Annotated in this window: 11 protein-coding genes and 1 riboswitch; of the genes, 5 read left to right on the forward strand and 6 right to left on the reverse strand. The window is 70.3% G+C overall.

Features of this window, described 5'->3' with window-relative positions:
• Positions 1 to 45: 45 nt before the first annotated feature.
• The 5 genes from PBV52_RS12190 (at position 46) to PBV52_RS12210 (ending at position 5,231) form a co-directional block, all read left to right on the forward strand.
• Positions 46 to 339, forward strand: coding sequence for a small secreted hydrophilic protein (locus PBV52_RS12190; protein ID WP_274238353.1), 294 nt, complete (start codon positions 46 to 48; stop codon positions 337 to 339).
• Positions 275 to 1,762, forward strand: coding sequence for a HAMP domain-containing sensor histidine kinase (locus PBV52_RS12195; protein ID WP_274238354.1), 1,488 nt, complete (start codon positions 275 to 277; stop codon positions 1,760 to 1,762). The genes PBV52_RS12190 and PBV52_RS12195 overlap by 65 nt, the downstream gene beginning before the upstream one ends.
• Positions 1,759 to 2,421: a response regulator transcription factor gene (locus PBV52_RS12200; protein WP_274238355.1), complete on the forward strand. Its 663-nt coding sequence runs from the start codon at positions 1,759 to 1,761 to the stop codon at positions 2,419 to 2,421. Before PBV52_RS12195 ends, PBV52_RS12200 begins: the two co-directional genes overlap by 4 nt.
• A 75-nt stretch (positions 2,422 to 2,496) precedes the next feature.
• Positions 2,497 to 3,912, forward strand: a complete 1,416-nt coding sequence (locus tag PBV52_RS12205) for an SLC13 family permease (protein ID WP_274238356.1) — start codon at positions 2,497 to 2,499, stop codon at positions 3,910 to 3,912.
• Between the two features lie 134 nt (positions 3,913 to 4,046).
• Positions 4,047 to 5,231 (forward strand): glycerate kinase, encoded by a 1,185-nt coding sequence (locus tag PBV52_RS12210; RefSeq protein ID WP_274238357.1) that lies wholly within the window; start codon positions 4,047 to 4,049, stop codon positions 5,229 to 5,231.
• On the opposite strand, the gene PBV52_RS12215 is transcribed toward PBV52_RS12210, so the two are convergent.
• From PBV52_RS12215 to PBV52_RS12240, 6 genes are all read right to left on the reverse strand, one after another.
• On the reverse strand, positions 5,195 to 6,577 hold the full coding sequence (locus PBV52_RS12215) for an aminotransferase class V-fold PLP-dependent enzyme (RefSeq protein ID WP_274238358.1): 1,383 nt from the start codon (positions 6,575 to 6,577) through the stop codon (positions 5,195 to 5,197). The genes PBV52_RS12210 and PBV52_RS12215 overlap by 37 nt on opposite strands.
• A 144-nt stretch (positions 6,578 to 6,721) precedes the next feature.
• Positions 6,722 to 6,838: riboswitch (SAM riboswitch) on the reverse strand.
• An 85-nt stretch (positions 6,839 to 6,923) separates the two neighbouring features.
• Positions 6,924 to 7,988 carry an anthranilate phosphoribosyltransferase gene (gene trpD / locus PBV52_RS12220; protein ID WP_274238359.1) on the reverse strand — a complete coding sequence of 355 codons (1,065 nt, stop codon included), beginning with the start codon at positions 7,986 to 7,988 and terminating at the stop codon, positions 6,924 to 6,926.
• 189 nt (positions 7,989 to 8,177) lie between these two features.
• Positions 8,178 to 9,821: a ubiquinol-cytochrome c reductase cytochrome b subunit gene (locus tag PBV52_RS12225; protein WP_274238360.1), complete on the reverse strand. Its 1,644-nt coding sequence runs from the start codon at positions 9,819 to 9,821 to the stop codon at positions 8,178 to 8,180.
• Positions 9,818 to 10,867 carry a ubiquinol-cytochrome c reductase iron-sulfur subunit gene (locus tag PBV52_RS12230; RefSeq protein WP_274238361.1) on the reverse strand — a complete coding sequence of 350 codons (1,050 nt, stop codon included), beginning with the start codon at positions 10,865 to 10,867 and terminating at the stop codon, positions 9,818 to 9,820. Before PBV52_RS12230 ends, PBV52_RS12225 begins: the two co-directional genes overlap by 4 nt.
• Positions 10,864 to 11,676: a c-type cytochrome gene (locus PBV52_RS12235; RefSeq protein ID WP_274238362.1), complete on the reverse strand. Its 813-nt coding sequence runs from the start codon at positions 11,674 to 11,676 to the stop codon at positions 10,864 to 10,866. Before PBV52_RS12235 ends, PBV52_RS12230 begins: the two co-directional genes overlap by 4 nt.
• Before the next feature lie 80 nt (positions 11,677 to 11,756).
• The gene (locus tag PBV52_RS12240) at positions 11,757 to 12,377 is read right to left on the reverse strand and encodes a heme-copper oxidase subunit III (protein ID WP_274238363.1); all 621 of its coding nucleotides are present in this window, start codon (positions 12,375 to 12,377) and stop codon (positions 11,757 to 11,759) included.
• Positions 12,378 to 12,420 lie beyond the last annotated feature (43 nt).

Here is a 12,420-nt window from a genome sequence, read left to right on the forward strand (position 1 = left end):
CTGGGCTCATCCTCGGCACCCGTTGCCGGGGGCAGGCTCGATGGCATGGTCTTCTCGCACCGGATCGCGGCCCTGGCCGCCGTAGTGGCGATTCCGCTCGGTATCGCCGCGACGAGCTTCGCCCTCACCGACACCCCGGAGTCCCCCAAGGTCCCGGCCAAGGTGGAACTGGACAGCGGCTCCCCCACCCCGACGCCCACCCGGCCCACAGCGACGCCGAGCGACGAGGTCGTCTCCCGGCCTCCGGTGACCGACAGCCCCGCGAGTGACGACGATGACGACGCCCCCGACCGGGAGACCTCGGACGACGACCGCGGCGAGCTCGGGGACGACGGCTGACCCCGTGCGCCGACGGATCTCCGCCAGGGTCCGCATCCTGCTCTGGCTGCTGTTCGTCATGGCCGTCGGGCTCGTGTCGGTGGCGACGACCACGCGCTCGATCCTGCTGCGGGACGTCGACCACCGGGTGAACGGGCTGCTGGCGCAGGAGGCGGGCGAGTTCGCCAACTTCGAGGAGCGGGGCGTCGACCCCGAGACCGGCCGCCCGTTCACCGACCCGTCGCGGCTGCTGGTCGAGTTCCTGGTACGGCAGTACGCCGACCCGGACGAGGAGCTGATCGGCCTGGTGGGCCGGGCGGGCACGTCCCCGGCTCAGTTCCGCCAGCCGCGCGACATCCCCGTCCCCGTTCCCCTGCACGAGGACGCCGACGCCCGCCGCCGCATCTTCGACTCCCCCGACTCCACGGGCACGCTGCACCGGGCGTCCGGCGAGGTCCGCTGGGCCAAGGTCACGGTCGCCCGGGCCGGCGGCGAGGCGGAGGCCGCGTTCGTCGTCGCCTTCCACCCCGGGCGCGAACAGGCGGCGGTGAACGAGGAGTTCCGTATCCTGCTCGCCATCTCCGGAGTCGCCCTGCTGATGACGACCGGCATCGGCTGGGCGGTCGCGGGACGGATCCTCAAGCCCGTACGGCTGGTGCGCACCGCGGCGGCGCAGCTCACCGAGCAGGACCTCACCCGCCGTATCCCGGTGCACGGGCGCGACGACATCGCCGCGCTCGCGGAGACCTTCAACGCCATGCTCGACCGGCTGGAGCGCGCCTTCGCTGCCCAGCGCGAGTTCGTCGACGACGCCGGCCACGAGCTGCGCACGCCGATCACCATCGTGCGCGGGCATCTGGAGCTCATGGGCGACGACCCGGTGGAGCGCGAGGAGACGATACGGCTGGTCACCGACGAGCTGGACCGGATGAGCCGCATCGTCGAGGACCTGCTGCTGCTCGCCAAGGCCGAGCGCCCCGACTTCGTCACCCCGGAGCCGGTCCAGCTCGCCGAACTCACCGCCGACGTCTACGTCAAGGCCCGCACCCTCGGCGAACGGGACTGGCAGCTCGCCGAAGTCGCCGACGTCGAGGCCGAGCTGGACCCGCAGCGGATCACGCAGGCGATGGTCCAGCTCGCCCAGAACGCCGTGCAGCACACCGCGCCCGGCCAGAGCGTCCGGATCGGCTCCCGCGCCGACGGGCCGGGCGTCGAGCTGTACGTCGCCGACTCCGGGTGCGGCGTGCAGCCGCAGGACGGCGAGGTGATCTTCGAACGGTTCCGGCGCGGTACGTCCCGGCGCGGCGGCCGGGGCTCCGGAGCCGGGCTCGGCCTCTCGATCGTCCGGGCGATCGCGGAGGCGCACGGCGGCCGGGTGCGCCTGCGCGACACGGAGGGCGGCGGCGCCACCTTCGTACTGGCACTGGGAGAGGGACAGACGTGAACCGCATTCTGATCGTCGAGGACGAGGACAGGATCGCCTCCTTCGTCGAGAAGGGCCTGCGCTCCAACGGCTTCACCACGACCGTCGTCGGCGACGGCGACGCCGCCTACGAGTACGCGTTGACCGGCGGTTTCGACCTCGTGGTCCTGGACATCGGCCTGCCCGGCCGGGACGGCTTCACGGTGCTGCGGGAACTGCGCGAGGCCCGGGTGACGGTCCCGGTGATCGTGCTGACCGCCCGGGACTCCGTACGCGACACGGTGGCCGGTCTGGAGGGCGGCGCCGACGACTGGATGACCAAGCCGTTCCGCTTCGAGGAACTGCTCGCCCGGGTGCGCCTGCGGCTGCGTACGGCGGCCCGGGCGCCCGAGGTGACGGTGCTGCGGTCGGGCTCACTGACCCTGGACCTGCGCACCCGGCGGGCGCGGGCCGGGGAGCGGACGGTGGACCTGACGGCCCGTGAGTTCGTGCTGCTGGACCTGTTCCTGAGGCATCCGGGGCAGGTACTGTCCCGCGAGCAGATCCTGTCCCACGTGTGGGGCTACGACTTCGACCCGGGCTCCAACATCGTGGACGTGTATGTGCGGGCGCTGCGCAAGAAGCTGGGGGCCGAACGGGTCGAGACAGTGCGCGGGGTGGGGTACCGCCTGTCCGTCTGAAGTCTCCGGTCCGCGTGAAGTCTCCTTCATCTACGGCTCATCGAGGGCTCACGGCCCGGGTGAACCCTCGATGACGTGACCCTGAGCCTCCGTCTGAGCGCCGCCCTGTGCGTGACCCTCTCCCTGTGCGCGCTGCTCGCCGTCCCCGGCAACTTCCCCGGACTGGGCGCCGACGCCCGCCTCACCCTCGCCGTGTTCGCCCTGGCGACCTGCGCCTGGATCGCCACGCCGGTCGACGACACGTACATCGCGCTGGGCGCGGGGCTCGCGCTGACGGTGACCGGGGTGATCAGCAGCGACACGCTCTTCGGCACCCTCGGCGACTCCACGGTGTGGCTGCTGATCTGCGCATTCGTGCTGGCGGCCGCGGTGACCCGGACGGGGCTGGCGGGGCGGGCGGCGGCGTTCCTGGTCGGCGGGGCGCGGACCGTACGGCAGCTGGTGCACCTGACCACGGCCGCCCTGGTCGTCACGGCGTTCGCGGTGCCGGCCACCTCGGGCCGGGCCGCCCTGGCGCTGCCGGTGTTCCTGGCCCTGGCCAAGGCGCTCGCCGACCGCAGGCGCCTGGTCGTGATGCTGGCCCTGCTGTTCCCGACCGTGATCCTGCTGTCGGCGGTGGCGACCCTGATCGGGGCGGGCGCCCATCTGATCACCGTGTCGGTGCTGTGGCAGGCCACCGGCGACCGGATCGGCTTCACCGAGTGGCTGCTGCTCGGTCTGCCGCTGGCCGTGGCGTCGTCCCACCTGGCCGCCGAGGCCGTACTCCTGACGACCACGGGGCGCGCGGACCGCAAAGGCCCCGTGCACATCACCGCCGAGCAGATCCAGGAGCACAGCGACCACCCGGTCACCGGCCCCTGGTCACAGGCCGAGAAGCGGTGCGCGCTGCTGCTCGGCACGGTCGTGCTGCTGTGGTGCAGCGAGCCGCTGCACCGGGTGCCGCCCGCGGTCGTCGCGCTGATCGGCGCGGTGGTGGCGGCCTCGCCGGCCCTCGGCACCGTGCACCTGAAGGACGCGCTGAAGACGGTGCCGTGGTCGCTGCTGCTGTTCATGGCGGCGACGATGGCGATGGGCGTCGCGCTCGCCGACTCGGGAGCGGCGAAGTGGCTGGTGGACGGGCTGCCCGGTGGAGTCAGCCCGGTGGTGTTCCTGATCGTCGTGATCGCGATCAGTACGGCGGCCCACCTGGTACTTCAGTCCCGCTCGGCCCGTTCGTCGGTGCTGGTGCCGCTGGTGGTCGCGGCGGCGGTGGGGGCTGGGGTGAATCCGGTCGCGGCGGCGCTCGCGTCCACTGCGGCGGCCGGTTTCTGCCATACGCTTCCGGCTTCCGCCAAGCCGGTGACGCTCTTCTCCGACATCCCGGGGACGCCCACCTACACCCCGCGTGACCTGCTGCGTCTGTCCGCCGTCCTGGCCCCGCTGACGGCTGCACTCGTCCTGCTGTTCGTCGTCGCGGTGTGGCCGCTGCTCGGCGTGCCCGTGACCCGATGACAGTGCCTCGATACGCCGTCGAACGTCGGCTGCGCCGTTGTGGCTGGTCGCGCCCACGCGGCGGAGCCGCATATGTCACAGCCCCGCGCCCCTTTGAGGGCGTTGCCGAACCCCAGACGTGTATAGGAGACCCCATGCTGACCCGCGTCGTCGTAGCCCCCAGTGGCTTCAAGGAGTCGCTGTCCGCCCAAGCCGCCGCCGAAGCCATTGCCGACGGGGTGCGGCGGGTGCTGCCGGAGGCCCTGATCGACCTGATCCCGCTGGTGGACGGCGGGGAGGGCACGGCCGCCACGCTGGCCGCCGCGACCGGTGGACGGCTCGTCGCGCTGCCCGCGACCGGCCCCGTCGGCGAACCGATCGGCACGCACTTCGCGTTGCTCGGCTCCCAGGACACAGCGGTCGTCGAGATGGCGGCGGTCGCGGGGCTCTCCCTCGTCCCCCGCACCCTGCGCGACCCGGGCGCCACGACGACGTACGGCGTCGGCGAGCTGATCCGCGCCGCGCTCGACACCGGCGTACGGCGCGTCCTGATCGGCTGCGGCGACTCGGGGACGTCCGACGGGGGCGCCGGCGCGCTGCAGGCCCTCGGCGCCCGACTGCTGGACGCCGACGGCTTCGAACTCCCCCGTGGTGGACGTGAGTTGACGCGGCTCGCCCGGATCGACCCGTCCGGCCTGGACCCACGCCTGCGGGATGTCGAGCTGCTCGTCGCCTGCAACCCGTACAACGTGCTGTGCGGCGAGCGCGGCGTGGCCCGCGTCTTCGGCCCGCAGAAGGGGGCGACGCCCGCACAGGTCGAGCATCTGTCGGCGGGCCTGGAGAACTGGGCGTACGTCCTCACCCGCGACCTGGGGGCCGTGGGCACCGACCTGCACCACGGCCCCGGCACCGGCGCGTCCGGCGGCCTGGGCGCGGGCCTCGCCGCGCTGGGCGCCCGCCTGCTCCCCCGCTTCGACGTGCTCCTGGACCACCTCGACCTGGACGCCCGCCTCGCCCGCGCCGACCTGGTCGTGACCGCCGAGGGCGCCCTGGACCACCAGACGCCCCGCGGTAAGGTCCCGGCCGAGGTGGCCCGCCGGGCCAAGGTGTCCGGCCGCCCGGTGCTCGCGCTGGCGGGCACCCTCGGCGAGGGCGCGCCCGACGTGCCCGGCGTGGACGCGTTCAGCGGGATCCTGCCGGCGCCGATGGCCCTGGCGGAGGCCCTCGTCCGGGCCTCCGAACTCCTCACGGACGCCACCGAACGCGCCCTGCGGATGATCCTGCTGGGCGCCCGGCTACCGGCTCACGCGGAGGTGTCCGGCACGCAACGCCCGTCCTGAGTGCGGTAGTTCCACCGGGCGCCGTCCGTCACGAGCTCCTTCACGGCGCTCACGAACCGCTCGACGTGCTCGTCCGGCGTACCGGCCCCGAAGCTCACCCGGATCGCGTTGAGGGACTTCTCACCGGGAGCCGCCTCGGGGGCGCCGCACTCGCCCTGCGTCTGCGGGTCGCTGCCCAGCAGCGTCCGGACCAGCGGGTGGGCGCAGAACAGCCCGTCGCGCACCCCGATGCCGTACTCGGCGGAGAGCGCGGCGGCGAAGTGGGAGCTGTTCCAGCCCTCGACGACGAAGGAGATCACGCCGACGCGGGGGGCGTCGTCGCCGAAGAGGGAGAGGATGCGGACCTCGGGCACCTCGGCGAGACCCGCGCGCACCTTCTCGATCAGGTACTGCTCACGGGCGACCAGCGTGTCGAAGCCCGCCTCCGCCAGGGCCTTGCAGGCGGAGGCGATGGAGTAGGCGCCGATGACGTTCGGGGAGCCGGCCTCGTGCCGGGCGGCGCTCTCGTGCCACTCGACGTCCACTCCCCCGTCCTCGCGCCGGGTGACCTTGCGGCTGGCGCCGCCGCCCGCGAGGTACGGCTCGGCCTCGCGCAGCCAGTCGGTACGGCCGGCCAGGACGCCGGAGCCGAAGGGGGCGTACAGCTTGTGGCCGGAGAAGGCGACCCAGTCGACGTCGAGTTCCTGGAGGCTCACCGGGTGGTGCGGGGCCAGCTGGGCGGCGTCGAGCACGATCCGGGCGCCGTGCGCGTGGGCGGCGGCGGCCAGCTCGCGGACCGGCCACAGCTCGCCGGTGACGTTCGAGGCGCCGGTGACGCAGACCAGGGCCGGGCCGTAGCCCCCTTCAATCGACACAGTGCGGTCGGCGAGGGCGCGCTCCAGGGTCTCGACGGCCTGGCGCGGGGTGCGGGGCGCGTCGAGGTAGGTGACGCGGGCGTCGCGCCAGGGCAGCAGGGAGGCGTGGTGCTCGGTCTCGAAGACGAAGACCTGGCAGTCGGCCGGGAGGGCGGCGGCGAGCAGGTTCAGCGAGTCGGTGGTGGACCGGGTGAACACCACCTGGTCGGTGTCCCGGCAGTCGAGGAACTCGGCGACCGTCCTGCGGGCGTTCTCGAACAGGTCGGTGGAGAGCTGGGAGAGGTAGCCGGCACCGCGGTGGACGCTGCCGTAGTACGGCGCGTAGGCGGCGACGTCGTCCCAGACGCGCTGGAGGGCCGGGGCGCTGGCGGCGTAGTCGAGCGCGGCGTAGGTGACCTCGCCGCCGGTGACCAGCGGGACGGTGACATCACGGCCCAGAACGGGCAGCGGGGCGCAAATGGTCTGGGCGGCGGCAGCGGTGGAGACAGACATGGCGAACTCCCGTGAGGGGCATGCGAGTTGAAGGCATGCGGAGAAGAGAAAAAGGGTGCGCGGAGGCGGGGCTCGGCGGCCCTATCGCATTCGCTTGCTCACGGAAGACTCCCTCGAACGACCAGGACCCCTGGTTTCGAGAGGGGCCCGCGCTTGCCGTAGACCTCGCTGCCTACGGCCTGGTCTTCACCCGGGGCACCCCGCCACGGACGGAGGGTTGCCGGACAGTCGGCCGGGGCCTCATGACTGTCACTCATGACCTGGTCCAACATCCTGCCATACGATCTTCGATGCGCAAGGGCGCAGTCCGGATCCTGGACTGCGCCCTGCGTCACATGCTGCCGGATCAGGCGTTGCTGGCAGCCACCCACCGGTCGAGGGTCCGCTTCGCCGCGCCCGAGTCGATCGACTCCGCCGCCCTCGCCATGCCGAGCCGGATCTGCTCCGTGAGCGGGGCATCCGTGGGCTCCAACGCCACCAGCGCCGCCGCCGAGTTGAGCAGTACGGCGTCCCGCACCGGCCCTGTCTCGCCGTCCAGGAGACGCCGGGCGACCTCCGCGTTGTACGACGCGTCCGCGCCGCGCAGCGCCTCCACGGGCACCAGGTCGAGGCCGACGTCGCGCGGGTCGAAGGCCTCCTCGGTCACCTTGCCGTCGCGGACCACCCACACCCGCGAGGTGGCTGTCGTAGTGAGCTCGTCGAGGCCGTCGTCGCCGCGGAACACGAGCGCCGACGAGCCGCGCTCGGCCAGGACGCCGGCGATGAGCCCCGCCATCCGGGTGTCGAAGCAGCCGACGGCCGAGGCGGTGACGCGGGCGGGGTTGGTCAGCGGGCCGAGGAGGTTGAAGGAGGTCGGGATGCCCAGGTCCCGCCGTACGCCACCGACGAACCGCATCGAGGGGTGGAACTTGGCGGCGAAGCAGAAGGTGATGCCGGCCTCGTCCACCACCCGCGCCACGCCCTGAGGCGACAGGTCCAGGTTGATGCCGAGCTTCTCCAGCACGTCGGACGAGCCGCTCGCCGAGGACGACGCCCGGTTGCCGTGCTTGACGACCTTCGCCCCGGCGCCCGCGATCACGATGGCGGACATCGTCGAGATGTTGACCGTCTTGGCCCGGTCGCCACCCGTGCCGACGATGTCGACGGCCGGGCCGGGGATGTCCAGCGGCTGCGCGTGGGCGTACATCGCCTCGACGAGGCCGTTGATCTCCTCGACCGTCTCGCCCTTGGCCCGCAGGGCCACCATGAAGCCCGCGATCTGGGCGTCCGAGGCCTCGCCGCTCATGAAGCGGTCCATCGCCCATGCCGTGTCGCCGGCGCTCAGGTCCTGTCCGCCGAGCAGGGCGCTCAACACCTCGGGCCAGGAACGGCCCGCCGCGGTGTCGCCTCCAGCGGGGGTCACAGCGCTCATAAGCCGCTCCTGGGTCAGTTGTGGTGTCCCGCTCTACGGGACGCGAGTCTCAACGGGTCCACCCTATCCAGCCCCGGGGCACAGAGAAGCGCCCCGTCCGAACACCGGACGGCTCGTCTCCCCGCACGGCGAAGGGCCCCGTCCGCAATCGGACGGGGCCCTTCAACCGTGGCGTGGCTGGCGCAGCGATCAGTGGTGGCCGTGGCCGCTCGTGATCTCCTTGTACTCCTCGACGGTCGGCTTCGGGATCTGGCCGTCCTCGTCGAAGTACGCCTTGCTGAGCTTGGCGCGCAGCTTCTCGGAGCCCTTCACCTTGCGCTCGACGCCGTTCTCGTCGACCGTCGGGCCGATCTCGAGCGGCTTGTACTGCTCGTGCGCGGTGAGGGTGTACAGCGCGTCCTGACTGAGCGGCTCGTGCACCTCGATGAACTCACCGTGCGGCAGGCGCTTGATGATGCCCGACTCGCGGCCGTGCAGCACCTTGTCCTTGTCCCGGCGCTGCAGGCCGAGGCAGATCCGCTTGGTGATGATGAAGGCGAGGACCGGCACGACGAAGAAGCCGATCCGGACGAACCAGGTGACCGCGTTGATCGACAGGTGGAAGTGCGTGGCCCACAGGTCGTTGCCACCACCGACGAGCAGCAGCAGGTACAGCGACATCCAGGCGACACCGAAGGCCGTGCGGGTCGGGGCGTTGCGCGGGCGGTCCAGGATGTGGTGCTCGCTCTTGTCGCCGGTGATCCAGGCCTCGATGAACGGGTAGACCGCGATCGCCACTAGGACCAGCGGGAAGATCACCAACGGGATGAACACACCCAGGACGAGCGTGTGACCCCAGAAGTCGATCTCCCAACCCGGCATGAAGCGGATCAGACCCTCGGAGAAGCCCATGTACCAGTCGGGCTGGGCGCCAGTGGACACCTGGTCCGGACGGTAGGGGCCCATGGCCCAGATCGGGTTGATCTGGGCGATCGCCGAGAGGGCCGCGATGACACCGAAGACCAGGAAGAAGAAGCCTCCGGCCTTGGCCATGTAGACCGGCATCAGCGGCATGCCGACGACGTTCTTGTTGGTCTTTCCAGGCCCCGCGAACTGCGTGTGCTTGTGGTAGAAGACCAGGATCAGGTGGCCGACCACCAGGCCGAGCATGATGCCCGGCAGCAGCAGGATGTGGATCGAGTAGAAGCGGGCCACGAAGTCGCCGCCCGGGAACTCGCCGCCGAAGAGGAAGAACGACAGGTACGTGCCGACGATCGGCACGGACAGGACCGCGCCTTCCATGAAGCGGACACCGGTGCCGGAGAGCAGGTCGTCCGGGAGCGAGTAGCCGGTGAAACCGGTGAACATGCCCAGGACGAACAGCAGGAAGCCGAACAGCCAGTTGATCTCACGCGGCTTGCGGAACGCGCCGGTGAAGAACACACGCATCATGTGCACGAACATGCCGGCGAGGAAGATCAGCGCGGCCCAGTGGTGGATCTGCCGGATGAGCAGACCACCGCGCACGTCGAAGGAGATGTGCAGCGTCGAGCTGAACGCCTCACTCATCAGCTGTCCCTGCATCGGGACGTAACTGCCGTGGTACTCCACCTCGTTCATCGACGGGTGGAAGAACAGCGTCAGGTACACACCCGTGAGGATGATGATGATGAAGCTGTAGAGGCAGACCTCACCCAACATGAACGACCAGTGGTCGGGGAAGATCTTGCGCATGTTGGCCTTGGCCAGGGAGTAGATCCCGAGCCGACCGTCCGCCCAGTCGGCGACGCGCTCGCCGGCCGGCGCCTTGTCGCGCCGGTCTGCGTTGTTCGCGTTGTTCTCGTTGGTGCTCATCCGCGCTCCCAGAATGCAGGACCGACGGGCTCTTCGAAGTCGCCGAGCGCCTCGAGGTAGCCCTCGTCGTTCACACCGATGCGCAACTGTGGCAGGGCGTGACCGGCCGGGCCGAAGATCACTCGGGCACCGTCGGAGAGGTCGAAGGTGGACTGGTGGCAGGGGCAGAGCACGTGGTGCGTCTGCTGCTCGTACAGGGAGATCGGGCAACCGACGTGCGTGCAGATCTTCGAGTACGCGACGATGCCCTGGTAGGACCAGTCGAGCTCCTGCTTGTCCTTGATGTCGTCGGGCTGGAGCCGGACGATCATCAGGGCGGCCTTGGCGATCTCGGTCTGGAACTCGTGGTCGTGCTCCTCCAGGCCCTCCGGCTTGGCGAAGGTGAGGGAGCCGACCGCGACGTCCGAGGGACGCAGCGGCTCGTTGGTGTTCATGTTGACGAGCAGCTTGCCCTTGGACCACAGGGTGTGACGCAGCTTGGTGCCGGGCAGCGGGCCGAGGTCGCGCAGCAGGACGACGCCGGAGAGCGGGAACAGGGCCAGCGCGCCGAACATCGTGTTGCGGATCAGCTTGCGGCGACCGAGCGCCGACTCCTTGGCGCCCTGCCGGAAGTCGGCCATGACCTTGGCCTTGACCTCGGGCTCCGCCTCGATGGCGTGCCGGTCATCGGCGACCTCCACGTCGGACATCAGGGTACGGGCCCAGTGGACCGCACCCGCGCCGATGCAGAACAGCGCCGCGCCGAGGGTCAGACCCAGCGCGAAGTTCAGCGCGTTGAGGTGACCGATCGGGAAGACGAAGACCGACTTGTCGTGCGGGATCGCGACGTACGAGGCGATGAAGCCGACGGTGGCCAGCATCGACACCGTGAACAGCAGGGCGACCGTGCGCTCGGACCGCTTGGCGGCCCGCTCGTCGATGTCCTGGATCCGGTGCTCGTGGGGCGGCAGGCCGGGGTCGGCGAAGGGGTGCTTCTCGTCCGCTACCGCGACGGTGGCGTCCTGCTCAGCGGGCAGGTTCTCTTCTGGAATGTCTTGGCTACTCATGACTTCTTGGCCTTTGCGGTCCGAGCGGCGACCCAGACGGCGACCGCGATCATGGCTCCGAGACCGAAGATCCAGGAGAAGAGGCCCTCAGTGACCGGCCCGAGGCCGCCCAGCTCCAGACCACCCGGATTCACCGTCTCATCGCTGTTGACCGCGTGCAGGTACGCGATGATGTCCTTCTTGTTCTGCTCCGACAGCGTGGTGTCGGGGAACGAAGGCATGTTCTGCGGGCCGGTCTGCATGGCCTCGTAGATGTGCTTCGGGTCGACACTCTCGAGCGTCGGCGCGAACTTGCCGTGCGTCAGCGCGCCGCCCTTGCCGGTGAAGTTGTGGCACTGGGCGCAGTTGTTGCGGAAGAGCTCGCCGCCCTTGGCGATGTCCGCACCCTCGGGGCCGTACTGCTCCTCGGTCGGGACGTTCGGGCCGGCGCCCAGCGAGGCGATGTACGCCGCGAGCTGGTCGATCTCGGCCTGCGAGTAGATGTTCTTCTTCGCCGGGACCTGGGCGCCCTGGGAGGTGGCGGCCGGCATACGGCCCGTCGAGACCTGGAAGTCGACGGCTGCGGCGCCGACGCCCACCAGGCTCGGACCGTCGGAGGTGCCCTGACCGCCGGTTCCGTGGCAGCTGGCGCAGCCGACGGTGTAGAGCTTCTTGCCCTCCTCGATGGTGAGGGACTGGGCGGATTCCTCGGCCTGCGCCTTGTCCGCGGGAGCGAACACGGCGTACAGCCCCCCCGTGCACGCCAGCGCGAGGAGTAGGACGACGACCGCCGCCAGCGGATGGCGTCGTCGTGCGGAGAGCTTTTTCACGGATTACCCCGGTGTCAGGATCTTCTGCGTCGATGCTTGCGGTGTGTGCGTTTGTGGAACGCGCGCGGGATCGGGCCCGGCTACTTGATCATGTAGATCGTGGCGAAGAGGCCGATCCAGACGACATCGACGAAGTGCCAGTAGTAGGACACGACGATCGCGGCGGTCGCCTGCTCGTGCGTGAACCTCTTCGCCGCGTAGGTGCGGCCGAGGACCAGCAGGAAGGCGATCAGACCGCCCGTCACGTGCAGGCCGTGGAAGCCGGTGGTCAGGTAGAAGACCGAGCCGTACGGGTCGGACGAGAGCGAGAGGCCCTCGTGCTTGACCAGCTCGGTGTACTCGTACACCTGACCGCCGATGAAGATCGCACCCATGATGAAGGTGACGATGAACCAGCCCCGGAGCTTCTTCACGTCACCGCGCTCGGCGGCGAAGACGCCGAGCTGGCAGGTGAGGGAGGAGAGCACCAGGATCGTGGTGTTCGTCGCCGAGAACGGGAAGTTCAGGAAGTCCGCCTTCTCCTTCCAGAACTCGGGACCCGTCACCGATCGCAGGGTGAAGTACATCGCGAAGAGGGCCGCGAAGAACATCAGCTCGGAACTCAACCAGATGATGGTTCCGACGCTGGTGAGGTTCGGTCGGTTGACCGACGGGTGCGCGTGACCCTTGTCTACTGTCGTTGCTGTCGCCACGACCGACATTATGTCGGTCGCTTATCCCGCCCTCACTCCGGGGGGTGCCGTT

This window comes from Streptomyces sp. T12 (genome assembly GCF_028736035.1).
Lineage (GTDB): Bacteria > Actinomycetota > Actinomycetes > Streptomycetales > Streptomycetaceae > Streptomyces.

Bases quoted from the DNA above. Each gene is read 5' to 3' on its own strand.
- PBV52_RS12190 (WP_274238353.1), top strand. From the start codon at position 46: ATGGTCTTCTCGCACCGGATCGCGGCCCTGGCCGCCGTAGTGGCGATT.
- PBV52_RS12195 (WP_274238354.1), top strand. From the start codon at position 275: ATGACGACGCCCCCGACCGGGAGACCTCGGACGACGACCGCGGCGAGC.
- PBV52_RS12210 (WP_274238357.1), top strand. From the start codon at position 4,047: ATGCTGACCCGCGTCGTCGTAGCCCCCAGTGGCTTCAAGGAGTCGCTG.
- PBV52_RS12215 (WP_274238358.1), bottom strand. From the start codon at position 6,577: ATGTCTGTCTCCACCGCTGCCGCCGCCCAGACCATTTGCGCCCCGCTG.
- trpD (WP_274238359.1), bottom strand. From the start codon at position 7,988: ATGAGCGCTGTGACCCCCGCTGGAGGCGACACCGCGGCGGGCCGTTCC.
- PBV52_RS12225 (WP_274238360.1), bottom strand. From the start codon at position 9,821: ATGAGCACCAACGAGAACAACGCGAACAACGCAGACCGGCGCGACAAG.
- PBV52_RS12230 (WP_274238361.1), bottom strand. From the start codon at position 10,867: ATGAGTAGCCAAGACATTCCAGAAGAGAACCTGCCCGCTGAGCAGGAC.
- PBV52_RS12240 (WP_274238363.1), bottom strand. From the start codon at position 12,377: ATGTCGGTCGTGGCGACAGCAACGACAGTAGACAAGGGTCACGCGCAC.